The organism is Nocardioides sp. (genome assembly GCF_041913365.1).
Taxonomy (GTDB): domain Bacteria; phylum Actinomycetota; class Actinomycetes; order Propionibacteriales; family Nocardioidaceae; genus Nocardioides.
Genome location: NZ_JAYSFM010000004.1, coordinates 242,377 through 267,257, shown reverse-complemented (window position 1 = coordinate 267,257; position 24,881 = coordinate 242,377). Strand labels below are relative to the sequence as shown.

General features: G+C 72.1%; 27 protein-coding genes, 1 other RNA gene and 1 riboswitch. Of the genes, 8 read left to right on the top strand and 20 right to left on the bottom strand.

Annotation, left to right across the window (positions count from 1 at the left end; genetic code table 11):
* A complete protein-coding gene (locus ACE3QY_RS12085) occupies positions 1-576 on the top strand; it encodes an isochorismatase family protein (protein ID WP_374456275.1) in 576 nt (191 codons plus the stop codon).
* Here ACE3QY_RS12085 and ACE3QY_RS12080 read toward each other — a convergent pair whose 3' ends face one another.
* The 3 genes from ACE3QY_RS12080 to ACE3QY_RS12070 all read right to left on the bottom strand — a co-directional run bounded on the left by ACE3QY_RS12080 (position 577) and on the right by ACE3QY_RS12070 (position 2,972).
* A complete protein-coding gene (locus ACE3QY_RS12080) occupies positions 577-1,116 on the bottom strand; it encodes a DUF1697 domain-containing protein (protein ID WP_374456274.1) in 540 nt (179 codons plus the stop codon).
* A gap of 36 nt (positions 1,117-1,152) precedes the next feature.
* Positions 1,153-1,962 (bottom strand): hypothetical protein, encoded by an 810-nt coding sequence (locus tag ACE3QY_RS12075; protein WP_374456273.1) that lies wholly within the window; start codon positions 1,960-1,962, stop codon positions 1,153-1,155.
* 98 nt (positions 1,963-2,060) lie between these two features.
* Positions 2,061-2,972, bottom strand: a complete 912-nt coding sequence (locus ACE3QY_RS12070) for a LysR family transcriptional regulator ArgP (RefSeq protein WP_374456272.1) — start codon at positions 2,970-2,972, stop codon at positions 2,061-2,063.
* Positions 2,973-3,044: 72 nt separating this feature from the next.
* Here ACE3QY_RS12070 and ACE3QY_RS12065 point away from each other — a divergent pair, with 72 nt between their 5' ends.
* Entirely contained in the window at positions 3,045-3,644 is a 600-nt protein-coding gene (locus tag ACE3QY_RS12065; protein ID WP_374456271.1) for a LysE/ArgO family amino acid transporter, read from the top strand.
* A gap of 124 nt (positions 3,645-3,768) precedes the next feature.
* Here the strand turns inward: ACE3QY_RS12065 and ACE3QY_RS12060 are convergent, their stop codons facing one another.
* Both ACE3QY_RS12060 and hppD read right to left on the bottom strand, forming a co-directional pair.
* Entirely contained in the window at positions 3,769-4,566 is a 798-nt protein-coding gene (locus ACE3QY_RS12060) for a hypothetical protein (RefSeq protein ID WP_374456270.1), read from the bottom strand.
* Positions 4,567-4,820: 254 nt separating this feature from the next.
* Positions 4,821-6,053 (bottom strand): 4-hydroxyphenylpyruvate dioxygenase, encoded by a 1,233-nt coding sequence (hppD, locus tag ACE3QY_RS12055; protein WP_374456269.1) that lies wholly within the window; start codon positions 6,051-6,053, stop codon positions 4,821-4,823.
* 82 nt (positions 6,054-6,135) lie between these two features.
* On the opposite strand from hppD, the gene ACE3QY_RS12050 reads away from it, so the two are divergent.
* Positions 6,136-6,606: an Lrp/AsnC family transcriptional regulator gene (locus ACE3QY_RS12050; RefSeq protein WP_374456268.1), complete on the top strand. Its 471-nt coding sequence runs from the start codon at positions 6,136-6,138 to the stop codon at positions 6,604-6,606.
* Here the strand turns inward: ACE3QY_RS12050 and ACE3QY_RS12045 are convergent.
* Positions 6,587-7,114, bottom strand: coding sequence for a PaaI family thioesterase (locus ACE3QY_RS12045; protein WP_374456267.1), 528 nt, complete (start codon positions 7,112-7,114; stop codon positions 6,587-6,589). The two genes, ACE3QY_RS12050 and ACE3QY_RS12045, sit on opposite strands and share 20 nt — an antisense overlap.
* A gap of 55 nt (positions 7,115-7,169) precedes the next feature.
* Between ACE3QY_RS12045 and ACE3QY_RS12040 the strand changes: the two genes are divergently transcribed.
* Positions 7,170-7,667 carry a winged helix-turn-helix transcriptional regulator gene (locus tag ACE3QY_RS12040; protein WP_374456266.1) on the top strand — a complete coding sequence of 166 codons (498 nt, stop codon included), beginning with the start codon at positions 7,170-7,172 and terminating at the stop codon, positions 7,665-7,667.
* A gap of 16 nt (positions 7,668-7,683) precedes the next feature.
* Here ACE3QY_RS12040 and ACE3QY_RS12035 read toward each other — a convergent pair whose 3' ends face one another.
* The 4 genes from ACE3QY_RS12035 to ACE3QY_RS12020 form a co-directional block, all read right to left on the bottom strand.
* Positions 7,684-8,319: an IclR family transcriptional regulator gene (locus ACE3QY_RS12035; RefSeq protein ID WP_374456265.1), complete on the bottom strand. Its 636-nt coding sequence runs from the start codon at positions 8,317-8,319 to the stop codon at positions 7,684-7,686.
* Positions 8,320-8,347: 28 nt separating this feature from the next.
* Positions 8,348-10,030: a DEAD/DEAH box helicase gene (locus ACE3QY_RS12030; RefSeq protein WP_374456264.1), complete on the bottom strand. Its 1,683-nt coding sequence runs from the start codon at positions 10,028-10,030 to the stop codon at positions 8,348-8,350.
* 92 nt (positions 10,031-10,122) lie between these two features.
* Positions 10,123-10,392 carry a DUF3039 domain-containing protein gene (locus ACE3QY_RS12025; RefSeq protein ID WP_374456263.1) on the bottom strand — a complete coding sequence of 90 codons (270 nt, stop codon included), beginning with the start codon at positions 10,390-10,392 and terminating at the stop codon, positions 10,123-10,125.
* Positions 10,393-10,415: 23 nt separating this feature from the next.
* Positions 10,416-10,970, bottom strand: a complete 555-nt coding sequence (locus tag ACE3QY_RS12020; protein ID WP_374456262.1) for a YqgE/AlgH family protein — start codon at positions 10,968-10,970, stop codon at positions 10,416-10,418.
* A 68-nt stretch (positions 10,971-11,038) separates the two neighbouring features.
* Here ACE3QY_RS12020 and ACE3QY_RS12015 point away from each other — a divergent pair, with 68 nt between their 5' ends.
* On the top strand, positions 11,039-12,412 hold the full coding sequence (locus ACE3QY_RS12015) for a calcium-binding protein (RefSeq protein ID WP_374456261.1): 1,374 nt from the start codon (positions 11,039-11,041) through the stop codon (positions 12,410-12,412).
* A 14-nt stretch (positions 12,413-12,426) separates the two neighbouring features.
* Here the strand turns inward: ACE3QY_RS12015 and ACE3QY_RS12010 are convergent, their stop codons facing one another.
* Positions 12,427-12,951, bottom strand: coding sequence for a hypothetical protein (locus ACE3QY_RS12010; RefSeq protein ID WP_374456260.1), 525 nt, complete (start codon positions 12,949-12,951; stop codon positions 12,427-12,429).
* 150 nt (positions 12,952-13,101) lie between these two features.
* Between ACE3QY_RS12010 and ACE3QY_RS12005 the strand changes: the two genes are divergently transcribed.
* Complete coding sequence (locus ACE3QY_RS12005; protein WP_374456259.1) at positions 13,102-13,758, top strand: TetR/AcrR family transcriptional regulator; 657 nt, start codon at positions 13,102-13,104, stop codon at positions 13,756-13,758.
* A 15-nt stretch (positions 13,759-13,773) separates the two neighbouring features.
* Here ACE3QY_RS12005 and ACE3QY_RS12000 read toward each other — a convergent pair whose 3' ends face one another.
* The 3 genes from ACE3QY_RS12000 to ACE3QY_RS11990 form a co-directional block, all read right to left on the bottom strand.
* Entirely contained in the window at positions 13,774-14,793 is a 1,020-nt protein-coding gene (locus tag ACE3QY_RS12000) for a DUF3048 domain-containing protein (protein ID WP_374456258.1), read from the bottom strand.
* Positions 14,794-14,909: 116 nt separating this feature from the next.
* Complete coding sequence (locus tag ACE3QY_RS11995; RefSeq protein WP_374456257.1) at positions 14,910-15,458, bottom strand: C40 family peptidase; 549 nt, start codon at positions 15,456-15,458, stop codon at positions 14,910-14,912.
* Positions 15,459-15,465: 7 nt separating this feature from the next.
* Positions 15,466-15,659: riboswitch (cyclic di-AMP (ydaO/yuaA leader) on the bottom strand.
* Between the two features lie 142 nt (positions 15,660-15,801).
* Complete coding sequence (locus ACE3QY_RS11990) at positions 15,802-16,569, bottom strand: SDR family NAD(P)-dependent oxidoreductase (protein ID WP_374456256.1); 768 nt, start codon at positions 16,567-16,569, stop codon at positions 15,802-15,804.
* Between the two features lie 86 nt (positions 16,570-16,655).
* Between ACE3QY_RS11990 and ACE3QY_RS11985 the strand changes: the two genes are divergently transcribed.
* Positions 16,656-17,723, top strand: a complete 1,068-nt coding sequence (locus tag ACE3QY_RS11985; RefSeq protein WP_374456255.1) for a phosphatase PAP2 family protein — start codon at positions 16,656-16,658, stop codon at positions 17,721-17,723.
* 3 nt (positions 17,724-17,726) lie between these two features.
* On the opposite strand, the gene ACE3QY_RS11980 is transcribed toward ACE3QY_RS11985, so the two are convergent.
* Genes ACE3QY_RS11980 through ACE3QY_RS11970 form a run of 3 tightly spaced genes read right to left on the bottom strand, consistent with a single transcriptional unit; the run spans position 17,727 to position 20,120 of the window.
* Entirely contained in the window at positions 17,727-18,947 is a 1,221-nt protein-coding gene (locus ACE3QY_RS11980) for a hypothetical protein (protein WP_374456254.1), read from the bottom strand.
* 51 nt (positions 18,948-18,998) lie between these two features.
* The gene (locus ACE3QY_RS11975; RefSeq protein ID WP_374456253.1) at positions 18,999-19,415 is read right to left on the bottom strand and encodes an HIT family protein; all 417 of its coding nucleotides are present in this window, start codon (positions 19,413-19,415) and stop codon (positions 18,999-19,001) included.
* A 27-nt stretch (positions 19,416-19,442) separates the two neighbouring features.
* On the bottom strand, positions 19,443-20,120 hold the full coding sequence (locus tag ACE3QY_RS11970) for a nitroreductase (RefSeq protein WP_374456252.1): 678 nt from the start codon (positions 20,118-20,120) through the stop codon (positions 19,443-19,445).
* An 82-nt stretch (positions 20,121-20,202) separates the two neighbouring features.
* On the opposite strand from ACE3QY_RS11970, the gene ACE3QY_RS11965 reads away from it, so the two are divergent.
* On the top strand, positions 20,203-21,381 hold the full coding sequence (locus tag ACE3QY_RS11965) for a glycoside hydrolase family 6 protein (protein ID WP_374456251.1): 1,179 nt from the start codon (positions 20,203-20,205) through the stop codon (positions 21,379-21,381).
* Between the two features lie 302 nt (positions 21,382-21,683).
* On the opposite strand, the gene ssrA is transcribed toward ACE3QY_RS11965, so the two are convergent.
* The 3 genes from ssrA to ACE3QY_RS11950 all read right to left on the bottom strand — a co-directional run bounded on the left by ssrA (position 21,684) and on the right by ACE3QY_RS11950 (position 24,869).
* Positions 21,684-22,053: a transfer-messenger RNA gene (gene ssrA / locus ACE3QY_RS11960) on the bottom strand.
* Between the two features lie 67 nt (positions 22,054-22,120).
* The gene (locus ACE3QY_RS11955; protein WP_374456250.1) at positions 22,121-23,524 is read right to left on the bottom strand and encodes a M15 family metallopeptidase; all 1,404 of its coding nucleotides are present in this window, start codon (positions 23,522-23,524) and stop codon (positions 22,121-22,123) included.
* Positions 23,525-23,582: 58 nt separating this feature from the next.
* Positions 23,583-24,869: a hemolysin family protein gene (locus ACE3QY_RS11950; protein WP_374456249.1), complete on the bottom strand. Its 1,287-nt coding sequence runs from the start codon at positions 24,867-24,869 to the stop codon at positions 23,583-23,585.
* Positions 24,870-24,881 lie beyond the last annotated feature (12 nt).

Sequence of the window (24,881 nt, the reverse complement as noted above, 5' to 3'; positions counted from 1 at the left end):
ATGGCACGGGCACTGATCGTGGTCGACGTCCAGAACGACTTCTGCGAGGGAGGATCCCTCGCGGTGGCCGGTGGTGCGCGCGTGGCCGCCGACATCGGCGACCTGCTGCACCGCTGGTCGTCGAAGGGTGAGGACGCACCGTCGTACGACGTCGTGGTGGCCACCAAGGACCACCACGTCGACCCGGGCGACCACTGGGCGGCGAAGCCCGACTTCGCGCAGTCGTGGCCGGTGCACTGCAAGGTGGGCACCGAGGGCGCCGGCTTCCACCCCAACCTCGACCCGCAACCCTTCGACGAGGTGTTCTTCAAGGGCGAGCACGCGGCCGCCTACTCCGGCTTCGAGGGGCGTACGTCGTCGGGCGACGCGCTCGCGGAGTGGCTGCGGGACCGGTCGGTCACCGAGGTCGACGTGTGCGGCATCGCCACCGACCACTGCGTCCGCGCCACCGCGCTCGACAGCGCCCAGGCGGGCTTCGAGACGCGCGTGCTGACCGCGCTGTGCGCCGGGGTCGCCGAGGACACGACGGCGGCGGCCATCACCGAGATGACCGGCGCCGGGGTGGAGATCGCCTGATCAGCACCACTTCTCGGTGACGGTGCGCAGCACCTTGATGGTGCGCGCCGTGCCCTGGCCCAGCGCCGCGAACTGCTTGGACGACAGGAGCTTCGAGGTGTGGATGTTGCCGGCGAGGAGGACGTAGGCCGCGCGTCCGTCGACCACCACGCGCTCGCCTGCGTGCTCCAGCGCGTGGACGGCCTCCACCGTCGCGGCGGTCGGCGGCGCGGAGAAGAGGGTGACGTAGTGGTTGCCGATGTCGCCGTCGTGCCCTGCGTGGAGCTCCTCGCCGCGCGCTGTGAGCGCCGCGAGGTCCTTCGCCGTGAAGACGACCGTGGGCACCTCGAAGCCCGCCTCGGCGGCGTACGCCTCCTCCAGCGCCGCCTGCACCTTCGCCACGGAGCGGGCGGAGTGCGTCAGCCGGACGTTGCCGGTGTTGATGTAGGTCTCCACGCCGGAGCCGCCCGCCGCCTCGGTGGCGGCCCGGATCGCGTCCTTGGGGAACTTCCGCGTCGCGCCGAGGTTGATCGCGCGCAGGAAGGCGACGTAGGTGGGCATGGGCAGATCATGCCCGCTGCCGGCACGTGGTGCGGGTCAGCCCCGCTTGCACTGGCTCGGCGGCGTCTTCACCGGGTCGAAGATGTACTTCGGCGGCGCGATCGGGGTGCCGTCCTGCGACTCCTTCATCGTCATCGCCCACCAGCCGGCCTTGCGCGTCTCGATGTTGGCCAGCGCCTCCTCGGGCACGGCGCTCCACATGTTCAGCACGTCGACGCTGACCTCGATGAAGTGCGAGCCGTGCGGGGTCACGACACCCTTGGCCTCGACGCCGTCGAGCGCAGCCGGCACGTCGGGGAAGAGGCCCCGCGGCATGCCGGTGAGGACCTTCTTGGCCGGGATGCCGACGGCGACGCCGTCCCCCGCGAGGCGGATGGCACGCGCGGCGGCCACCGGCCAGGTCGGGTCGAGGTCGGACGGCAGCGCCCAGCTCCGACCCTCCGTGTCGTCGGTGATGTCGACCCAGCAGTCGGAGGCGTTGGGGCCCCAGACCTCGCTGTTGAAGTAGGTGCGGCCGGCCACCACGAGGTAGTCGACCTGCTGCTTGTTGCCGTCGATCGCGGAGTCCATCGAAAGCTCGCTGTAGCCCGTGGAGGGGCTGTAGCGGCCGTCGAGGTCGAAGATCCGCTTGCCGCCGTTGTCGGGGTTCTTGGTGAGCAGCTGGCCGTGCCACTCCATGATGCCCATCTTCTCCACCTGGGCGACCATGGCCTCGAGCTGCTCGCCCTCCATGAGCACGTCTGTGGTCTTGGTGGACGCGGCCTCGCCGGATCCTCCGCAGGCGGAGAGCGTGAGGAGCAGGCCGGTGGCGAGGGCAGAGGCCCACGTAACGTTGCGACGAGTCACAGGGAGTCCCCGATCCGGTCCGTGACGAGCTCCGTGCTCGATCTCGCCCGGCAGCCTAGGGTCCGCACGGGGGCCTGTCAGGCGAATCGGGGATCTGGTCACGTGGCCATCCAGCGCCGCGCCGCCACCACGACCTCCTCCGTCAGGTCGGCCACCAGCGTCGATCCCAGCCGCCAGTGCTGCCAGAACAGCGCCACCTCCGACCGGCGACCAGGCACCAGCTCGACGAGGCGGCCGTCCTCGAGCTCGGTCGCCACATCGGACTCGGGCAGCAGCCCCCACCCCATGCCGACCCGGATCGCGCGGTCGAACTCGCGCACCGACGGCACGTACGTCACCGGCGGCGCGAGGTGGCGCCGGGTCACCTTGCGGACGAAGTCGTGCTGGAGCGAGTCGTTGCGGTCGAAGGCGACGATCGGCGCCTCGGCGAGCGTCGCGGACCCGACCCCGTCGGCGAAGTGGGCGGCGTGGAAGTCGGCGGTCGCCACGGCGGCGTACCGCAGGCGGCCGAGCCGCACGACCCGGCAGCCGGGGACGGGCTTCGGCTCACCCGTGATCGCCGCGACCACCTCGCCGCGACGCAGCCGCTCCGCCGTGCGCGTGTGGTCCTCGCGCACGACCTCGAAGACCACGCGGTGCCGCGACTGCACCTCCGCGAGGGCGTCGACGAACCAGCCGTAGAGGGCGTCGGCGTTCACCGCGATCGGCAAGGAGGTGTACGCCGTCCCATCGGCGTCGGTCTCCTCGACGAGCTCGGCGACCGCCTCGCGCTCGAGGATCTCGCTCTGCGTGGCCAGCCGGACCAGCACCAGGCCCGCCTCCGTGGGCTCGAGCGGCTTGACCCGGTGGAGCAGCACGCGGCCGATCCTGGTCTCGAGCGCCTTGATGCGCTGGCTCACCGCGGAGGGGGTGACGTGGAGCTCGCGAGCGGCTGCCTCGAAGGTGCCGAGCCGGACTGCGACGGCCAGTGTGCGCAGCGCCACAGGGTCGAGCTGGGTGATGTCTTTCATACTTAGACATCTTAATGATTCGTGAAAATAGTTCGCTGGATTGAAGGCCGAGATCCTTCTACCGTTGTAGGCATGTTCCAGGTTGTCCTCACCGGTCTGCTGACCGGCCTCGCCCTCATCGTCGCCGTCGGCGCACAGAACGCGTTCCTCCTCCGGCAGGGGATCCGCGGTGAGCACGTGCTGCCGATCGTGCTGACGTGCCTTGTCTCCGACGTGGTCGCGATCACCGCCGGCGTGGCGGGCCTGGGCGTGGTGCTCGAGCGCTGGCCGGCCGTCCTCCCGGTCGCGCAGGTGCTCGGCGGGCTCTACCTGATCGCCTTCGGCATCCACGCCGCGATGCGCGCCTGGCGCCCGGCGAAGCTCGAGGCAGGCGAGGGCACCGCGCTGACCCCCGGTCGCGCGATCGTGCTGACGCTCGCGCTGACCTGGCTCAACCCGCACTTCTACCTCGACGCGGTCCTGATGCTGGGCACCGTGGCCAACAGCTTCGGCACGGACCGGTGGTGGTTCCTGACGGGCACCCTGCTGGCCAGCCTGATGTGGTTCTTCGGCCTGGGCTACGGCGCCCGCCTCCTCCGCGGCCTCTTCGCGCGGCCGACCGCCTGGCGGGTGCTCGACTCCGCGATCGCCGTGGTGATGGGCACGCTCGGCGTGGGGCTGCTCGCCCACTGACCCGGCGTACTAGCGTCACGCCCATGCCGTGCGACTACTGCGGGAAAGAGTTCGACCCGATCTCCACACGCTGGCTGTGCCCGCACTGCCACATGAAGGCCAACTGCTGCGACGGCGCCCCGCTCTAGTCGACCGTCAGGGTCCTGCCCTGCGCGGCCAGCGCCTCGCGCAGCCGGGCGATCGCGACCGGGCCCACGCCGTGCATCGCGGCGAGCTGCCCGGCGGAGTACGCCGCCACCTGCTCGAGCGTGGTCACCCCAACCTCGCGCAGTGCCCCGGTTGCCGGGGCGCCGATGCTGCGTGGCAGTGGCGTGCCCTGCTCGCGCAGCGCGCGCACGCGGGGCTCCGGCAGGCCGGCGTCGACGACCGCCTCGCCCCGAGGTGAGAGCAGGTAGCCGATCGCCAGGGACTCGGTCAGCCCGAGCTCCTTGAGCTTGCGGACGTCCTTCTTGAAGTCTGCGGTCTCCCGGCCGACCTGCGCCGCGAGGTCGGGCGCGCGGACCGTCGGGTTCAGGTCGATCAGGTCGAGCGTCTGCCGCGTCCACGGACCGTACGACGCCGACGCGTCGAGGCGGTCGAGCCGGGCGTTGATCGAGGCGATCTCCTCAGTGTCGGGCACCGCCGACCGCAGCGCCTCGCGCGGGTCGGGTCCGGCGTACGCCACCCCGATCCGCCACGCCGGGTCGTCGGGGCGGGCCGCGAGCGCCTGCTTCAGTGCGGCCAGCGACGGCGCCCCTGCGCGCCGGGCATCCTCGGCGCGCAGGCTGCTGACACTGACCTGCTCGACGCTCGTGACCTCGATGAGCCCGACCCCCGTCCGCATCCGGGTGCCGACGACCACCCGCGGTTTCGCCCACCTGCGGAACGCCAGGTCGATCGTCCCCGCCTTGATCGCAGCCAGCTCGGCCGGTCGGATCATCATGCGGGCAAGCCTAGGAGCAACGCTGACGAGCGGTGGTCCACCTACATTCGGACGGCTCGAAATGTGGGTGGGTCACCACTCGTGGGCGTGGCGCGCGACGGCTCGCCCGCGGGCGGTGGTCCACCTACATTCTGCCGACGCGAAATGTGGGTGGACCACCGCTCAGCGGAAGGTCAGGATCTCGATACGCCCTGGTCGCGCCCTCGCAAGCTCGGTCGCGGGGCTACTCGATCTGGCCGAGCCCACGCGGCTCGTCACAGGTTGCCGCGCTTGTCCTGCTCGCGCTCGATCGCCTCGAAGAGGGCCTTGAAGTTGCCCTTGCCGAAGCCGAGGGAGCCGTGGCGCTCGATGAGCTCGAAGAACACGGTCGGGCGGTCGCCGAGGGGCTTGGTGAAGATCTGGAGGAGGTAGCCGTCCTCGTCGCGGTCGACGAGGATGCCGCGCTTCTGCAGCTCCTCGATCGGCACGCGGACCTCGCCGATGCGGGCGCGCAGCTCCTCGTCCTCGTAGTAGGAGTCGGGGGTGTTGAGGAACTCCACGCCGTTGGAGCGCAGGGCGTCGACGGTGGCGATGATGTCGCCGGTGGCGAGCGCGAGGTGCTGGGCGCCGGGGCCGCGGTAGAACTCGAGGTACTCGTCGATCTGCGACTTCTTCTTGGCCACGGCCGGCTCGTTGAGCGGGAACTTCACACGGTGGTTGCCGTTGGCGACGACCTTCGACATGAGGGCGGAGTAGTCGGTGGCGATGTCGTCGCCGATGAACTCGGCCATGTTCACGAAGCCCATGACCCGGTTGTAGAAGCCGACCCACTCGTCCATCTTGCCGAGCTCGACGTTGCCGACGATGTGGTCGAGGGCCTGGAACAGACGCTTGGGCTGGCCGTCCTTCTTCTCCCAGCGCGGCTCGACGGCGACGTAGCCGGGGAGGTACGGGCCGGCGTAGGTCTGGCCGTCGACCGTGCGCTGCACGAGCGTGTGGCGGGTCTCGCCGTAGGTCGCGATGGCGGCGATGCGGACGGTGCCGTGCTCGTCGCTGACGTCCTCCGGCTGGCGGAGCACGGTCGCGCCGGCCTTCACGGCCTGCGCGATGCACTGGTCGACGTCGGGCACCTCGAGCGCGATGTCGACGACGCCGTCGCCGTGCTTGGCGTGGTGGGCGATCAGGTCGCTGTCGGGCGAGACCGCACCGCTCAGCACGAACTTGATGGAGCCGGACTTGAGCACGAACGACTTGTGGTCGCGGTTGCCGTTCTCCGGGCCGGAGTAGGCGACGAGGTCCATGCCCCACGCCGAGGCGTAGTAGTGGGCGGCCTGGGTCGCGTTGCCGACCACGAAGCAGATCGCGTCCCAGCCCGTCACCGGGAACGGGTCGGACTCGGCGTCGTACTCCACGAGGCCGACGAGCTGCTGGAGCTGCTCGAGGGACAGGTCGGCCTTCATCTCGTCCACGGTCAGGGCGCCACCGGTCGAGGCGATGTCAGTCGTCATGCGGCCAACCCTCCCAACGCCTCGCAACGTGTGCAACAGTACGACGAAACGTTGGGCAGATTGCACAGCCGAAGGGGCCCAGATGGACGAGATTGACAGCAGAGTGATCGAGCTCTTCGCCGCCGAGCCCCGGCTCGGCGTGCTCGAGGCGAGCCGCCGTCTCGGCATCGCCCGCGGCACCGTCCAGGCCCGCCTCGACAAGCTCGCGGCCGCCGGCGTGATCACCGGCTGGGGGCCCGACCTCTCGCCCGAGGCGATCGGCTTCCCGGTGACGGCGTTCCTGACCCTGGAGATCCGCCAAGGGGCCGGCCACGACGCCGTCGCGGGCCACCTCGCCGGCATCCCCGAGGTGCTCGAGGCCTACACGATCACCGGCGCCGGGGACATGTGGGCGCGGGTGGTCGCGCGCTCCAACGCCGACCTCCAGCGGGTCATCGACCTGGTCCTCACCGAGCCCGGCATCGACCGCTCGACGACGGTGATCGCCCTTGCGACCCAGATCCCCTACCGCGTGGTGCCGCTGGCCTCGGCGGTCACGAGCCCGCCTGCATGATCAGGCAGGTCGAGGTCGCGTGCGCGACCAGCCGGCCGGCGCCGTCGGAGAGCTGGGCCTGCGCCAGCGCCGTACGCCGGCCGCGCTGGATCACGGTGCCCTCGCACGTCAGCAACCCGGAGTCGACCGTCACCGGCCGGAGGAACTTCACGGTCAGGTCGACCGAGGTGTAGAGCTCGCCGACGGCCAGCGTGGTGTGCACGGCGCAGGCCGCCGCGGTGTCGAGCAGCGTCGAGATCACCCCGCCGTGCACGCCGCCCAGCGGGTTGTAGTGGAACTCCGCGGCCGGCATCTCGACCACGACGCGGCCCGGCTGCGGTCGCAGGTCGGTGAAGCCGAGCGTGTCCATGATCGGCGGGTGCGGCAGCTCGCCGTCGCGCATCGCCTGCAGCTGTTGGAGGCCGTCGAGCTCGAGCAGCCGGGTGAGGTCGGCCTGCCCGGGCGTGGCCCACGAGAAGGTGCGGCTCTCGGTGGCGAACTGCTGGGCGGAGTCCTGGGTCTGCGTCATGGACCCAGCGTGGCACTCCTTGCCTGAGTCTGTCAACGAGACCTAGGATGGCGCCATGACCACCACGCCCTCCCCCGGACCGACCGCGCTCCAGTGGTCCACCGACAACTGCACCGTGGGCCGGGCCATGGAGGTGCTCGGCGAGCGCTGGACCTTCGTGGTGCTGCGCGAGGTCTTCAACGGCGTACGCCGCTTCGACGACATGCGCCGCCACTCCGGCATCCCGCGCCAGGTGCTCACCAACCGGCTCGCCCTGCTCGTCGACGCGGGCATCCTGCGTCGCGAGCCCTACCGCGAGCCGGGCCAGCGCGAGCGCCACGAGTACCGCCCCACCGACAAGGGCTTCGACCTCTACCCGGTGCTGGTCGCGGTGCGCGCCTGGGGCGACCGCTACCTCGCCGACCCCGAGGGCTCCCCCGTCGAGTTCGAGCACGTCGGCTGCGGCGCCCAGGTCGACGTGCTGCTGCGCTGCCGTGAAGGGCACGAGGTGACCGGCCGCCGCGACGTCGCCACCCGGCCCGGTCCGGGCATCAAGCCCTTCAGCGAGGCCTGAAACGAGGGCTGAGGGCTCAGCGCAGCCGCTCGGCGACCTCGGCCGCGGCCGCGATCACCTGCGGCGCCACCACCGACTCGTCGATCGCGCCGTCGAGGGTCACGATGCCGACGCTCGCGCGCAGCCCCTCGACGCCGCGCACGGGGGCGGCCAGGCCGCGCGCCCCGCTCTGCAGCTCACCGCTCGTCACGGCGTACGTCGACTCGCTCCCGTCGAGCAGCGTGATGGCCTTGCCCGCCGCACCCTGGGAGAGCGGGTGGCGGGCGCCGACGCGGTAGGCCACGTGGAAGTCGGTCCACGTCGGCTCCACCACCGCCAGTGCCAGGGCCTCGTCGCCGTCGGCCACGGTGAGGTGCGCCGTCGACCCGATCGCCTCGGCCAGCGAGCGCAGCACCGGCATGGCCAGGTCGCGCAGCAGCGGCTGGACCGCGCTGGCCAGCTGCAGCACGCCGAGCCCGACGAAGAGCCGGGACCGCGCGTCGCGCCGCACCAGGCCGTGCTGCTCGAGCGTGCTGATCAATCGGTAGACGACGGTCCGGTTGACGGCCAACCGGCCGGACAGCTCGGTGACGGTGAGGCCCTCGGGACTGTCGGCCAGCACCTTGAGCACGCGCAGGCCGCGGTCCAGGGTCTGCGAGGTCTCCGAGGGCACAGGCCCACTATGTCAGTGGAGTGGGGACTCAGGACGTCTGACGCATCGCCCACTCGCGGATCCGGTTGATCCGCTCGTGGAGCTGGTCGGCGTTGGCGACCGCGGCCGGCGGGCCGCCGCACTCCTTGCGCAGCGCGGCGTGGGTGATGCCGTGCGCCTGCCCGGTGCGGTGGTGCCACGCGGCGACCAGGCCGTTGAGCTCGCGGCGCAGCACGCCGAGCTGCTGGTGGGTGGTGAGCTGCTCGACCGAGTCGACCACGCGGTCTCCCCCACCGTCGCTCTTCTGCCGGCGGGCGCGCTCGCTCTGCCGCGAGTGCAGCAGCTCGCGCACCTGGTCGGGCTCGAGCAGGCCGGGGATGCCGAGGAAGTCCATCTCCTCCTCCGAGCCGACGTGCACCTCGCCGGAGTGGCCGAACTGGGCGCCTTCGTAGAGGACGTGGTCGAAGGACGCCGTCGAGCCGAGCGCCTCCCACGACATCTCGAGCTCGGACGAGGCGGCGTCCTCGGCGTTGGCCGCGGCGAGCAGGCCCTCCTCAGCGGCGAAGATGTCGTCCTCGTCGGTGACCCGGCGGCCCAGCACGTGGTCGCGCTGCGCCTCCATGTCGGAGGCGAACTCCAGCAGGTGCGGCACCGACGGCAGGAAGACCGACGCGGTCTCGCCGCGCGAGCGGGCGCGCACGAAGCGGCCGACCGCCTGGGCGAAGAACAGCGGCGTCGAGGTGGTGGTCGCCCACACGCCGACCGCCAGCCGGGGCACGTCGACGCCCTCGGAGACCATCCGGACCGCGACCATCCACCGCTTGTCGGAGTCGGAGAAGGTCGCGATCTTCTTCGACGCGCCCTTCTCGTCCGACAGCACGACCGTCGGCGCCTCGCCGCTGATCTTCTTCAGCAGCGCGGCGTAGGCGCGGGCGGTGTCCTGGTCGCTGGCGATCACCAGGCCGCCGGCGTCGGGCACGTGTCGGCGTACCTCCGACAGGCGACGGTCCGCGGCCTCCAGCACCGCCGGGATCCACGACCCCTGCGGGTCGAGGGCGGTGCGCAGGGCCTGCGCGTGCATGTCCTTGGTCAACGGCTCGCCCAGCCGGGCGACGACCTCGTCGCCGGCGCGGGTGCGCCACTGCATCTCGCCGGAGTACGCCATGAACAGCACCGGTCGCACGACGTGGTCGGCGAGGGCGTGGGCGTAGCCGTAGGTGAAGTCGGCCTTCGACGTCGGGATGCCGTCGTCGCCCGGGGCGTAGCTGATGAACGGGATCGGGTTGATGTCGGAGCGGAACGGCGTGCCGGTCAGGGACAGCCGGCGGGCCGCCGGGTCGAAGGCCTCGCGGACACCGTCACCCCACGACAGCGCGTCGCCAGCGTGGTGGATCTCGTCGAGGATGACCAGGGTCTTGAAGCGCTCGGTGCGGATCCGCATCGCGAGCGGGTTGACCGCGACGCCGGCATAGGTGACCGCGATGCCGACGTAGTCGTCGGACGTCCGCCCCTTGCCCGCGGAGTACGTCGGGTCGATCGGGATCCCGGCCCTCGCGGCGGCCTCGGCCCACTGGGTCTTGAGGTGCTCGGTGGGCGCGACGACGGTGATCCGGTCGACGATGCGGCGGCTCAGCAGGTCGGCCGCGACGGTCAGGGCGAACGTCGTCTTGCCGGCGCCGGGGGTCGCCACGGCGAGGAAGTCGCGGGGCTGGCGGGACTGGTAGTGGTCCATCGCCGCCTGCTGCCAGGCACGGAGGGAGGGCGCGGTGCCCCAGGCGGCCCGGTCGGGCCACGCGGGGGGCAGCGGCGCGTCAGGCCGCCCCGTCACTCGTCGGAGCCCGAGCCGTCGTCACCGGGCTTGAGCGACTCCCAGATCTCCTTGCACTCCGGGCACACGGGGTACTTCTCCGGCACCCGGCTGGGCACCCACACCTTGCCGCACAGGGCGATCACGGGAGTGCCCATGACCATCGCCTCGGTGAGCTTGTCCTTGGGGACGAAGTGCGAGAACCGCTCGTGGTCACCCTCGTCCACGGGGACGGTGCGACGATCCTCGATCGTCTGGGTGCCCGGGGAGAATCCGATGGTGCTCATGATGGGCAAGCCTAACGCGGACGTCAGTTCATGTCGGGATCGACGGGCCGGTTCACGTGCCAGGCGAGCATGCCGGGCTGCCGGCGCATCACGTCGCGCCACAGGCCGCGGGTGTCACCCCGGAAGGCGTCGCCGGCCTCGCTGCTGACGACGTACCAGCTGCCCTCCTCGATCTCGCCCTCGAGCTGCCCGGCACCCCAGCCGGCGTAGCCGGCGAAGACCCGCATCGTGGCCAGCGAGCCGTCGACGAGCTCGGACGGGGTGTCCAGGTCGACCATGCCGAGCAGCCCGGCGACCGGCCGCCAGCCGACCGGCGGGTCGTGGACGTCGCGCAGCTGGGCGACCGCGAGCGCCCCGTCGGTGCCCACCGGACCGCCCCGGAAGAGGACCTCCGGCTCGGACACCACCTCGCGCCAGGCCTCCAGCACGTCGGCCACGAGGATGTGCGAGGGACGGTTGAGCACGACTCCGAGGGCTCCCTCGTCGTTGACGTCGAGCAGCAGCACCACGGTGTCCGCGAAGTTGGGGTCCTGCAGGACTGGTGTGGCCACCAGCAGCATCCCCGATGCGAGCTGCATGTCGTCCACTATGGCAACCAATCGGCTGTCCGGCGAGTCTCCCTCCCGACTCGGGAAGGAGTTCACCCATGCGCACGACACCGCTGGCCACCGCACTCGGACTGGCCGCCGCCCTGACCCTCACCCCCGCCCTCACCGGCGCCGGGAGCCCAGCCTCGGCCGCCGGGGAGACCTGCGACGGCAAGGCGGCCACGATCGTGGTGCAGCCGTCGACGGCGTTCCCCAAGCCGTGGGTCGTCGGCACGCCCGGCGACGACGTCATCGTCGGCACCGACGACCGGGACCGGATCGACGGCGCGGGCGGCAACGACACCATCTGCGGCCTCGACGGCGACGACCACCTCGTCGGCGGCGACGGCAACGACCGGCTCTTCGGCGGCTTGGACTGGTACTACCCCGACGACGACTACTGGGGCGACGTCGTCGAGCCTGGCCCCGGCGACGACTACGTCGACCTCGGCGCCGACGGCGGCTGGGCGGACATCGACTTCGTCGACAGCGTCTACGCCGACCAGGTGTCGTACGCCAACGCGGCCGGCCCGGTGCGGGTCGACCTGACGACGCTGACCGCGACCGGCGAGGGCACCGACACCTTCGCGCCGACCCCGGCGGGGACGTTCACCGGCATCGTCGGCTCGCCGCACGACGACGTGCTGACCGGTGGACCCGCGGACGACCAGGTCCACGGCGGTGGCGGCGACGACCTGATCACCGGCGGGCCGGGCGACGACCTGCTGCACGGCGACCTCAACTGGGCACCCGACAAGCGCAACTACGACACCTCGGTCCCCGGCGACGACCGGGTCGAGGGCGGACCCGGCGACGACGTCGTCGAGGGCGGCCACGGCGCGGACACCCTGCGTGGGGACGACGGCGACGACTACGTCATCGCGGCCAAGGATGCCCGGGGCACGTCCATGGACGGTGGCGACGGCGACGACGACTTCCGCAGCGCGCAGGGCACGAGCGCGCGAGGTGGCGCCGGCAACGACACCTTCGACCTCAGCATCGGCCGCGGCAAGAAGGCAGACAGGTCCCGCACCGTGTCCGGCGGCCAGGGGCGCGACAAGGTGGCGCTCTCGTCGTACGTCGGCGGGAAGAACCGCTACGACGTGACCATCAGCGTGCCGAAGCGACGCATCGACGTCGGCGGCGGCCGCTTCGCGAAGGTGAGGAGCACCGAGGAGTTCGTGGTCGAGGGCAACGACGGCCCCGGGCTCGTCGTGTTCCGCGGCAGCAACGGTCCCGAGCTGTTCCGGCTGCGCTGGGTCATGAAGGCGAAGGTGCACGCCTTCGGCGGCGGCGGTGACGACGTGCTGGTCTCGGGCTACGCCGCCGACGTGCTCGACGGCGGCCCGGGACGCGACCGGCTCGACGCCAGCCGCGGCCGGGACCGCTGCGTGCGCGGCGAGGTGCTCAAGGGCTGCGAGCGGCGCCGCTGACCCCGGGCGGGGGATCAGGCGGCCAGCACGGCCCTGATCCGCTGCACCAGCGACGGGGTCGCCGCGGTCGGGCGCACGGCGCCCGGGACGTACGACGTCCGCGCGGCGACCTCGATCGCCCGGCCCACCCGCTGGGCGGCCTCGCCCGGTGCGCTGGCGCGGCCGGCCATGAGCGCGAGCATCTCGTGCTCCTTGGCGGTCGCGACGGCCGTGGTCCGCGCCATCTCCGCGCCGGTGGGGTGGGCGACGTGGTGGTCGATGATCGCCCGGATCCCCGGCATGTCGGCGGCGGCCTTCCCCCACGCCCGCGCGACGGCGTCCTCGAGGTGGAGGGGCTGGTCGGCGAGCTCGCGCTCGACGTGGCCGGCGAGGCGGGTGTGCCAGCGCAGCTGCAGGGCGCCGAGCAGGGTGAGCTCGTCGCCGAAGGTCTCGGTGACCCCCTCGACGTCGACCGGCAGGCGGCCGTCGAGGCGGGTGTCGGCGGCACGGACCACCTCGCGGAGCACGTCTCCGCGTCGGTGGTGGGACGTCCAGGTCATGGCGGCCTCCTTCTCGTGCGCACCCGGCTACATACCGCGGGTACGTACTTCGAGTATGCCCGCGGCCGAGCTGCGTTCCAAGCAGGTCGCGGGTGAGCCGTCCCACAGCGAACCGGCTCCCCCGGCGCGGCGGTCACCTAGGCTGCGCGGATGACCACACCCGCCTCCCGGCTGATCCCGTCCCGACGGCAGCGGTGGTCCGCCTCGACCAAGCGCGCGCTCGTGGACGTGGCCGAGCAGCTGTTCACCGAGCACGGCTACCAGGCCACGTCGCTCGACGCGATCGTGGCGGGCGCCGACGTGACCAAGGGTGCGCTCTACCACCACTTCAGCGGCAAGCAGGCGATCTTCGAGGCGGCCTTCGAGCGGGTGGAGTCGCGCGCCACCGAGGGCATCGCCGAGGCCACCGCCGGCAACGACGACCCCTGGGAGCGGGCGCAGGCGGGTCTGCGCGCCTTCCTGACCGCCGTGCAGCAGCCGGCCTACCGGCAGATCGTGATCTCGGACGGACCGTCGGTGCTCGGCCACGAGCGGTTCCGCGAGCAGGAGGAGCGCTCGACGTACGCCATCGTGGACCAGATCGTGCGCTCGGTGCTGACCTCGGACGAGTGGGACCTCGACGAGGCGATGCTCGACACCTTCACCCGGATCTTCTTCGGCGCGATGTCCGCGGCCGGCGGGTCCGTCGCGGTGAGTGACGACCCCGCCGCCGCGGCCGCTCGGGTCGAGGCCGCGATCGGCTTCATCATGACCGGCCTCCGGCAGCTGCTGGAGACCGGCGCCGGGATGCCCGACCCGGGCGAGTGAGGTCTGCTGCGGGACCTACTTGGCGTAGGTCACGTTGCCGTTGACGGCGGGGACCAGCTCGATCCACACGTGACCGGCCGGCACCTTCAGCTCTCCGGACTTCGTCTCGAGCTCGATGGCACCCGTCAAGCCGTCCTTGGTCCAGGTGCCGCGGATGATGCGACCGCCGTGGAACAGCATGGCCGCACCCGTGCCCTCGAACTTGGTCTCCGGCACGGGGTAGCCGGCCGGGTCGCGGTAGCCGGCGTCGCCGACCTTGACCCGCAGCACGAGCACGGAGTCCGCGGGGAACTGGTCGCCCTGGGCGGCGTACGAGTCGGTGTTGACGTAGCCACCGCCCTGGTACTGCCAGGACGTCGAGTGGGCGCCGAAGTCGGCGGTCAGGGTGCGCGCCTTCTGCCCCTTGGGCAGGTCGTCCTCGGTGCCCCACGGCAGGTACGCCGGCGGCTCCTCGTCGGTCTTGAGGCGCTTGGCGATGTCGCCGAGGTGCGCGAAGAGGTTGTAGGGGGCCGAGCGCGTCGTCTCGCGGTAGACACCGGCCGCACCCTCGGTGATCCACGGGATGCCCGCGCCCTTGACCCGGTTGAGCGTGACCTGGGCAGCGCCGCTGGTGACCACGGTCGCGCCGTCGGGCACGATGCCGATGTCGCTGGCACGCATCGAGCGGACCGGGCCGATGTTGGCGGGCACCTTGGAGTAGTAGAAGGCCGCGAGCCGGGTGTAGCCGCCCTCGACGAGCTCCTCCACGACCAGGTCGGCCGAGCCGAGGCCCACCTGGGGGGAGCTGGAGGCGGTGTTGTCCACCTTCGTCACGATCACGCCGTGCGTGGGGGCGTCACCGGTGCGCTCGAGTCCCGTCAGGGGCCAGTACGTCGGCTCCGGGGCCTCGCTGGTCTCCTGCGAGGTCGGCTCCGACGACGGCTCCGCGGACGGCTCCTCCTCGTCACTGCCGCCGCATCCGGCGAGCAGCAGCGAGGCCGCGACCAGGACGGCGGCGACTGCCTTGGAGGAGGACGTGGTGGGACGGTGACGCACGGGGAACTCCGATCGAGCGGGGGTCTCTGCTTGGAAGTGTGGGGGCGCGCCCGCCCCGATCAGGGAAGGCGCGCCACAGGGTAGATCAGCAGGATGTGCCTACCAATCCGAGCCTGTCACCGACGGCGCAGCGTGCCGCCGAACCACTGCGAGGTCCACGGCACCGCGACCCGGACGCGCTGGCCGGAGCCCGGCGCGTGCACCATCACGGCGTGCCCGTGCGACCACTTCAGGAAGATGGCGGCGTGGTAGACGCCGCCGCTGCCGTAGAAGAACATCAGGTCGCCGGCGCGCAGGTCCTTCTTCGCGACGCGACGGGCGAAGCCCGCCTGGGCACCCGAGGTGCGGGGCACGTCGAAGCCGGCGCGACGGTAGCTGTAGAACACCAGCCCGGAGCAGTCGAAGCGCGACGGGCCCGCCCCGCCGTAGGCGTAGGCGTCGCCGCGCTGCCGCATGGCGGTGTCCTTGGCGCCGATCACCCGCCGGGCGACCCGCTTCTTGGCGGTGACCTTGCGGGCGCTGGGCTGGGCGGTGATCCCGGAGTCGCGGGTGGTGCTGTCGCCGGAGGCGGCGCTGGCCGGCACGGCGGCCATCGTGGATGCGGTGACGCCGAGTCCGGCGAGGGCGAGCGCGCAGGCTCGCGCCGTACGAGAAGTCGCAGGCATGAGGTGTGGTTCCTTTCCCACGCCTGTGAGGTGAGCTGTCGGGCTAGGGCTGGAAAGTGCCCTGCCACCGCGTGGTGGCTTCGCCCCGAGCCGACGCGTGCAGACCTGCGCGAGCCGGCGTGGAACCTGTGGGTCCCCCACTCCTGCCCTCGATTCTCTCGGGGGACGCCCCGGCCGGGCAGGACTCGGCGTTGTCCGGGGCGGATGGGTCTCTCGACCGCCCACCAACGTAGGCAGGCCCCCGCCGAGGGGCAAACCCACCACGCCCCCGGCCCCTCCCGTCGCCGGTCAGGGGCGTGAGGTCGGTCTCACCGCCGTCAAGCACGCCTTGTCGGCGGCACGCTCAGCCGAGCTTGCGCCCACCGTCGACGTAGAGCGTCTGCCCTGTGATGAACGACGCATCGTCGCTGCAGAGGAACGCAGCGGCCGCGGCGATGTCCTCCGGCTGGCCCACCCGGCGTACGGGCGTCGCCTCGGCGTTGACCCGCTGCAGCTCCTCGGGCTCCATCTTCAGGCGTCGCGCGGTGGCGTCGGTCATCTCGGTGACGATGAAGCCCGGCGCGATGGCGTTGGCGGTGATGCCGAAGGGGCCGAGCTCGATGCCCAGCGTGCGGGTGAGGCCCTGGATGCCCATCTTGGCCGCGGAGTAGTTGGCCTGGCCGCGGTTGCCCAGCGCGCTGACGCTGGAGAGGTTGAGGATCTTGCCGTACTTCTGCTCCACGAAGCGCGACTGCGCGGCCTTGGTCATGTTGAAGACGCCCTTGAGGTGGACGCCCATGACGAGGTCCCAGTCCTCCTCGGTCATCTTGAAGAGCAGGTTGTCGCGGGTGATGCCGGCGTTGTTGACCAGGACGTGGATCCCGCCGAGCTCGTCGACCACGCGCTGCACCGCAGCCTCCGCGGCGGCGCCGTCGACGACGTCGCACCCGATGCCGATCGCCTTCGCACCGTCGGCCAGGTCGAGCCGGCCGGCCGCCTCCTGCGCCGCGGACTCGTCGAGGTCCAGGATCGCGATCGAGGCGCCCTCGCTGGCGAAGCGCCGGGCGATGCCGAAGCCGATGCCGCGCGCTGCTCCGGTGATGACGGCGACTCGCTGGTCGAAACGGCCCATGGGAACTCCTGCGCTCGAAGTGGAAAATCGGTGAAGGACGTGCGCAGGGCAGGCTATCGAGCCGCCGGGATCGCTACGGTGTGGGGATGGGCCGGAGGGATTTCAGGGCCGCTGCGGTAGTGGCGGTCGTGATGGCGCTGGCTGCTGCGCTCGTCGCGTGGACGCACCACCTGCCGATGCGCGACCCCGACGGGGCCTCGCTGCCGACCTGGTTCCGGCTCCCGGTGATCGTGGCGTCCGCCGTGCTCCTCGACGTGCTCGCCCGCTGGGCCCTGGTCGTGCGGCGCAACCGCACGTTCATCGGCACCTCGCTGCGAGCCGTGCTGGTCGAGCGCTGGAACCGCGACCAGATCTGGTTCACCGTCAGCGGCCTCGTCACGTGGTACGTCGCCTACGTCGCGTTCCGCAACCTCAAGAGCTACGTCCCCTTCGTCACCGACCGTCTGGCCGACCCCGAGCTCGCCCGGCTGGACCGCTTCCTGTGGTTCGGCCACGACCCAGCGGTCGCCCTGCACGAGACGCTCGGCACCTCGTTCGCCAACTGGGTGATGGCCGCGGTCTACCTGATCTGGATCGGCCTGGTCCCGGCGAGCCTGGCGATCGCACTGGTCTGGACCCGCCGCTCGGCCTACGGCGCCTGGTACGTCACCGCCGTGTCGGTCGACTGGCTGCTGGGCGTGGTCTTCTACTACCTCGTGCCGTCGATGGGGCCGACGTACACCTCGCCCGGATGGTTCGACTCCCTGCCCCGCACGCCCAACAGCGAGGTGCGCGACCTGCTGCTCTCGGACCGGATCAAGGTCCTCTCGGGTCCGTGGGACACCGGCGCCGTGCAGACGATCGCGGCCTTCGCGTCCCTGCACGTGGCCGTGATGTTGACCATCTGCCTCACCGTGACCGTGATGCGGCTGCCGCTGACCATCCGGGTCGTCAGCTGGACCTTCCTGGCGCTGACCTGCGTGGCGACGGTCTACCTCGGGTGGCACTTCTTCGTCGACGTGCTGGCCGGGATGGTGGTCGGCGCGGCCGCCTTCGTGCTCGCAGCGCGGGCGACGGGCAACCCCCTGCGCCGGCGCGAGGAGCCGTGGACGTTCCGCGCGGCCCTCGACGTCTCGACTCCCGCCGAGCGCGACCCGCTGGCCGGGCACCGCTGAGGCTCACCAGATCCAGGCACGCACCTCGGTCGCGGCGAGCGCTTCGCGCCACGCCTCCTTCCGACCCAGCCGGGTCAGCACCGTCTCGGCCTTCGTGACGGGGTCGAAGAGGGCGAGCGTCGCCCGCGTCCTGGTCGACGCGCAGTCGTCCTTCTGGTGGGCGAGGACGAGCCGGTCGTCGCGGGTGCCGAGGAGCGACAGCGCGCCGGTGCTGTCCGGCACCCGGACCAGTCGCACCTTCCCCGCGGCCGTCTGCCGGGTGAGGAACCCACCGCCGCAGCCGCCGAACGACTCGTACCAGGAGCGTCCCTGCGCGACGCGGACGTCGCCGTCGTCGAAGACGGCCGGCCCCGACGCGCGGGTCCTCTCGGTGTGCCGGACCCCCAGCCTCGACGAGGTGCCGGCGAGGTCCACCCGGCGCAGCTGGCTCCAGCGCGCGGTGCCGCACGACGCGACCACGGAGTCGGCGTCGTACCACCGACGCGGGGTGCACGACCCGCGCGTGTCGATCGTCGTGCTGGTCCCCGCGACGAGGTCGGTGACCCACCACCGACGGCCGGCGACCGTGACCAGCGTGCGGCCGTCGGCGCTGGTGATCGCCGGCCCCTCGGCCCGCGCCGGCAGCCACGTCCTCGTGCCGTCCCAGTCGAGCGCGGCCACCCGGCCGGGGCGACGTCCGGCGGGGTACGTCGCCATGAGCACGCCCGAGCCGTCCGGGTCGAGCGCGAAGAAGGCGCCGCGCCGCGGTGCGGTGACCTCGTGGACCGCGCCGGTGGTGACGTCGTACGACACGAGCGTGTCCCGCTCCGTGCCGTGCATGACCCGCAGGAGCGCGGTGTGCAGCTCGGGACGCCAGTCGGCGATGAGGAAGTCGCCCGGGTAGACGTCGGGCGGCCCCTCCTCGAGGTCGACGCTGTAGACCGGGTGCCGGACCCCGTCCGGGGTGATCACCTCGAGCGAGCGGGCCAGGCCCGCGGCGTTGCGCTGCTCGATGTCGCCGTGGGTCACGACCGCGACGACCGAGTCCGGACCGAGCTGGTCGGCGGTCACGGTCGCGGTGGTCGGCACAGGCAGTCCCCCGCCGTCCGCGGTGCGCGCGGCCGCGGCCGGCTGGCCGGCATCCGACGCCGATGCATCGCCGGCGACCGGCAGGGTGCTCGCGAGGCCGGCGGTGAGCAGCGCGGCAGCCGCGAGCCCGCGGCGGATGGTCGATCCGATCTCCATGTGTCCCCCTTGTCTGACCGGGAGACGTCGCGGCGCGGCGATTGGTTGCGTCTACACCTCGGCCAGCGCGGCACGCAGCTTCTCGGCGTACGCCGCTGCCTCGCCGTCGGCGTACTTCGTGCGCGGCCAGAAGAAGCCGCGCAGCCCGTCGCCCTTCGTGCGCGGCACCACGTGGAGGTGGAGGTGCGGGACGGACTGGCTGACCGTGTTGTTCATCGCGACGAAGGATCCCTGGGCACCGAGGCCGGTCTTCACCGCCGTCGCGAGCGTCTGGGCCGCCGCCAGGAACGGGTCGCGGAGGTCGGCCGGGAGGTCGGGCAGGGTGTCGACGTGCTCGCGCGGCACCAGCAGGACGTGCCCCTTGAAGACCGGCCGGGTGTCGAGGAAGGCCACGAGGTCGTCGGTCTCGAGCACGACCTCGGCCGTGACCTCACCGGAGACGATCTGGCAGAAGACGCAGTCACTCACCCGCAGGATCGTCGCACAGCGACCGGTTCACCGCTCCCAGGTGACGACGTCGTCGAGCCCGGCCCGCGAGGTGCGGAAGCCGTTGACCGGGTGGTCGGTGTCGGCGTACCCGAAGGAGATCCCGACCACGACGCGACGGGTCTCGGGCAGGCCGAGGTGCTCGCGGAGGAAGCCGGCGTAGCCGGCCAGGGCCGCCTGCGGCGCGGCCGCGAGCCCGAGGGCCTGCGCGCCGAGGAGGAAGGTGCTGATCCAGAGGCCGCAGTCCACGGCGCCGTAGACGCCGAGGTCGGCCTCGGTCGTGAGGATCGCGACGTGCGGCGCGTCGAAGAGCTCGAAGTTGCGCAGCATCTGCTCGAGCCGCCGGTCGGCGTCGTCCTTGCGGATGCCGACGGAGTCGTAGAGCTGGAAGCCGCACTCGCGGCGGCGGTCGCGGAAGACCCCGGTGTACGCCGCGGGGAACGGGAAGTCGGGCGCCTGCGGCTGGGACATCACGTGCTCGGCCAGCCCCGCACGCAGCCGGTCGGTCGCCTCGCCGCTGGTGACGACGACCTGCCAGGGTTGGGTGTTGCACCACGACGGCGTCCGCTGCGCCAGCGTGAGCAGCCGCTCGATCTCGGCCTGCGGCACCTGGTCGGGCAGGAACTGGCGGCACGTCCACCGCTCGTCCAGCAGGCGGGTCAGCGTCTCGAACTGCTCGGTGGTCACCCCGGCATCCTGCCCGCCGGCGCCACGGATCTCGCCAAAAGGGCCACGCGCCGCGCCGGCCTCGCCCACCATGGACGACGCCATGACGATCCTCCCCCTCGCCCGCGCCCTCGCCGTCCTGCTCCTGCTGACGGCGCCGTCCGTCGCCGCCACGACCGGAGCGGCCGCAGTCGTCCCGGGCGAGCGGCACCGGGCGGAGCGCGCGGCGACGGTGCCGGTCTGGCTCGCCCCTGCCGAGCCGCATGCGGAGAACCCGACCAACCCGCTCGCGGGCCGCCTGTGGGGCGTGTACCGGGGGCCGCAGGACCAGGTGTGGCGGCCGTACATGCGAGCGAAGGGCGCGACCCGCAGTGCCCTCGCGATGATCGCGGAGCGCCCGCGGACCAAGTGGTACGGCAAGTACCTCCCGGATGCACGGGTCCGCGCCACCGTGACCGGCTACGTCGCCTCGTCCCAGGCCGGCAACCCCGAGACACTCGCCCAGATGGCGGTCTTCCGGATGGTGCCGTGGGAGGGCGAGGCCTGCAAGCGGCCCACGACGCCGGCCGAGGCCGCGAGCTATCGCACCTACATCCAGGAGCTCGCTGCCGGCATCGGTGACGCGCACACGCTGGTGGTGATGCAGCCCGACGGCCCGTTCCTGCTGTGTGCTCCGGACCGCGCGGTGAAGTCCGAGCTGCTCACCTGGGCCACCCAGACCCTCAGCGCACTGCCCAACACCAGCGTCTACATCGACGCGGGGGCGGCCGACTGGTGCCAGAACGGCACCGCGCAAGAGTCGTGGCGGTGCGCGAAGATCCTGGAGCTGAGCGGCATCCAGTACGCCCGCGGCTTCGCGCTCGACTCCACCCACTACACCGGCCCGGTCGAGAACATCGACCGCGGGATGGAGATCATCGCCGAGCTCGTGGCAGACGGCTACGCGCCGCCGCACTTCATCCTCGACACCGCGAAGTCCGGCCGCCCCACCATGTGGCGCGACATGGTCTCGGCGACGCCGAGGGGCCTGCGCAACAACGCCCGCACCTGCACGACCCGCGCGATGACGCGGTGCGTCACCCTGGGGATCCCGCCCACGCCGCGCCCCGCCGACCCCCAGTGGGGGCTCCCGGAGCCACAGCGTCAGCAGGCCGCGGCGTACGTCGACGGCTTCGTCTGGTTCGGGCGGCCCTGGCTCTACAACCAGGCCGACCCGTTCGTGAAGAAGCGTGCCCTCGCGATGGCCGCCAGCACCCCCTGGACCGACACCGGCCGCCGCTGAGCCCGCACCTCGACCGCCGGCGTTGCCGGTTGAGGTGCGAGGAGCGCCAGCGACGAGCCTCGAAGCCTCCGGGTAGATGACGGACATGGTTTCGAGGCTCGCTGCGCTCGCACCTCAACCACCGAGAGTCGGGGGTGCGGGTGGCGAAGCCCCCCGCCTCGCGCGGCCCGGGCCCGGCGACCAGACTGACGGAGCAGGGGGGTGCGGGTGGCGAAGCCCCCGCCTCGCCGCGCGGAGCGCGGCACAAATGACGAGAGCGACGTGGTCAACGGCGTTAGCCGTGACACACGTCGCCCTCGATCGAGTGGAGCTGCGGGGAATCGAACCCCGGTCCTCGAGCGCCGAACCAGGTCTTCTCCGGGTGCAGTCTGTGCTGTCGCTTTCTCGGCCCCGGCGCTCGCACAGACACGTCGCCGACAGGCTCAGTCAGGATTGAGTCCCGGTCACCCCTCCTGACAGAGAGCGACCAGCAAGTCTCCTAGATGAGGCCTGGGTCCGGGACGGAGACGGATGCCCGGTCAGACCCTTCGATCACTGCTCAGGCAGCGAGAGCGAAGTCGTTGCGCTTGGAGTTGGCAACTATGGATTTCCAGCGATCGTTTACGAGATGACGCTGGCTTCTCGACCCGCTTCCCCTGGAACTAACGTCCCAAGTCGAAACCGATCAGCCCCTCTGAACTTGTCAATGACCACAGTCTACGGGCTCCAACCGACAACGGCCCACCGGTATTCCTGCAGGTCAGTGGCACACGCCTGCGCAGCGGGCCGCGAGCCGGGCGGTGACCCGGGCGCTGCCGGGGGCGTCGAAGTGCTGGGAGTCCATCGTCCCGTAGGTCCAGCGGAAGCCGTGGCGCCGCAGGATCTCGACCACCGCGTGCCCGCGGCCGCGCCAGGCGATCCGGGCGTGCGAGCGGCCGGCCCACCAGGCGTTGGGCAGCCAGCGCCCGCCCACGCGGTAGGGGTTCTCCCACGGATTGAGGTCGAGCGCGCGTCCCCACGCGTGCGGGGAGCGCACGCCGGGCCGCCCGACGACGTGGCGGCAGTTGAAGGCCGAGGTGTTGCCGGCGGCCATGGACCGTACGTCGTTCGCGCCGTGCAGGCGCGGCGAGAAGCCGAAGCGGTCGACCCGGTACATCGAGCGGACCGGCACCCGGCGGTCGTGGAGCTCGGTGAACAGCGAGGCGAAGGCGGGGGCGGCCGAGGACGCGACGACGAGCTCGCCGCGGTGGCGGTAGCCGTCGTACCCGACGTAGTTGACGCGCAGCAGCCGGAGGCCCTCGCGCCCGACCGGGCAGCCCGGCCGCCACGAGCGACCCACCATCGAGCGCCACACCCCGTCGGGGATCGGGGTGACCCGGGCGTCCGCACCCGCCGCGACGGCACGCGGTTGCTCCGGGAGCCGCACGCGCGGACGCGGAGCGCCGCGCACCGAGACCGGCCGGGCCGGCGGGACGTTGTCGACCCGCACCCGTGCGCTGGTGTCGCCCTCGACCCAGTCGAGCGCCCGCGCGCGCACGCGGTACGCCGTGTCGGTGCGCGGCGTGACCGTGACGGCGGCGGCACCGGCGGCGTCCGTGACGAGGTCGGCGACGGCACGCCAGCCCCGGCGGGTGCGCTCCTGCACCCGCACCGGCCCGGAGACCGGAGCACCGGAGGTGGCGGTCCAGCTGACCGAGAGGGTGACGCTCTGCTCGTCCTTGACCTTCCGCGGCGCGTCGAGGACCAGGCGGCTGCGCCACCGCACGAGCGGGACCTGGACCTCCGGACTGGCGGCGGGCGGCTGCGTCCCGTCGCCGGCGTACGACGCCCGCACCACGTTGTCGGCGGGCACGGTCGACATCGGGAGGGCCGCGGTCGCGGCGCCCGAGGCGTCGGTCACGACGGTGGCCAGCGGTTGCCACACCCCGGCCACGCGTCGCTCGACGGTGACCGTCGCGCCGGGCAGGGGTGCGCCGCCGGGGTCGGTCAGCGCCACCGCGAGGGGTGCGGCCTCACCGGCCCTCGCCGGCGACCCGGACAGGGTCAGTGCGGTCGACGCGGCACGATCGAGCCGTGGCGCCAGACCGTGGGCCGGCCCGGTCAGCAGGGCAGCCAGCAGCACCAGTCCGGTGGCGACGGCGGCGAGGCGGGGGCTGGCGCGCATGGGTCTCCCGAAGGTCCGAGGTGGGCCCATCGTGGCAGCAACCGGCGGCGGGAGGACCTCAACCCGCCGTTGGGTGCGCGTCGGTCGAGACCTGGTGGACCCGCACCCGGGTGATGCGGTGGCCGTCGACCTCGGCGACCTCGAGGACGTGGTCGCCCACCGGCACCCGGTCGCCGACCTCCGCCATCCGCGCGAGGGCCTGCAGCAGAAAACCCGCCACCGTCTCGTAGGGACCGTCCGCGAGCTCCACGCCGGTCCGCTCGCCGAACTCCTCGATCGTGATGCCCGCGTCGACGGTCGCGGGGTCCGCGGACGCGGCGACCTCGGCGTCGCGGTCGTACTCGTCCTGGATCTCGCCGACGAGCTCCTCCATCAGGTCCTCGAGCGTGACGATGCCGTCGGTGCCGCCGTACTCGTCGACGACCAGCGCGATGTGCGCACCGAGGCGGCGGAGCTGGTCGATGGACGGGAGCACGCGGTTGGTGCGCGGGAGCACCGGCAGCTCGCGGGCGATGTCGGCGACGGTGAGGTCGCGCTCGTCGGCGTGGCCGAGGATGTCGCGCAGGTGGAGGTAGCCGAGCACCTCGTCGAAGGACTGCCCGGTGACCGGGTAGCGCGTGTAGGGCTGGGCGGCGATCACCGCGACGGCGCTGGCGAGCGGCAGGTCACCGCGCAGGAACACCACGTCGCCACGCGGCTTCATCACCTCGCTCAGGGAGCGGTCGCCGGCCTCGAAGACGTCGTCGACGATCTTGCGCTCGTCCTCGGGGATGTCCTCGTGCCCCGAGATCATCATCCGCAGCTCCTCCTCGTCGACCTCGTCACCCGCGGCGTCAGGGTTGCCACCGAGCAGCCGCACGATCGCGTCGGTCGAGATCGAGAGCAGCCAGATCACCGGCGTCATCACCTGGGCGAAGCGCCCCAGCGGCGGCGCGAACAGCCGCGACACCTGCACCGAGCGCTGGAGCGCCAGGCGCTTGGGCACCAGCTCGCCGAGGACGAGGGAGAGGTACGACACCACGAGCGTGACGACGACGAGCGAGACGGTCTCCGGGGCGGGCACGCCGAGGCTCTCGAAGGCCGGCGCGAAGGACGGCGCGAGCGTCGAGGCGCCGAAGGCGGCGGAGAAGAAGCCGGCGACGGTGACGCCGATCTGGACCGCCGAGAGGAAGCGGTTGGGGTCGCGGGCGAGCGACGCGACGGCGTGGCCACGACCGCCCTCGGCCTCGAGCTTGTCGACCTGGGCCGAGCGCAGCGACACCAGCGCGAGCTCGGTCGCGGCGAAGACACCGCCCATCAGCACGAAGGCGAGGACGAGCAGGACGTCGATCCAGGTACCGGACACGCCCCTCACCGT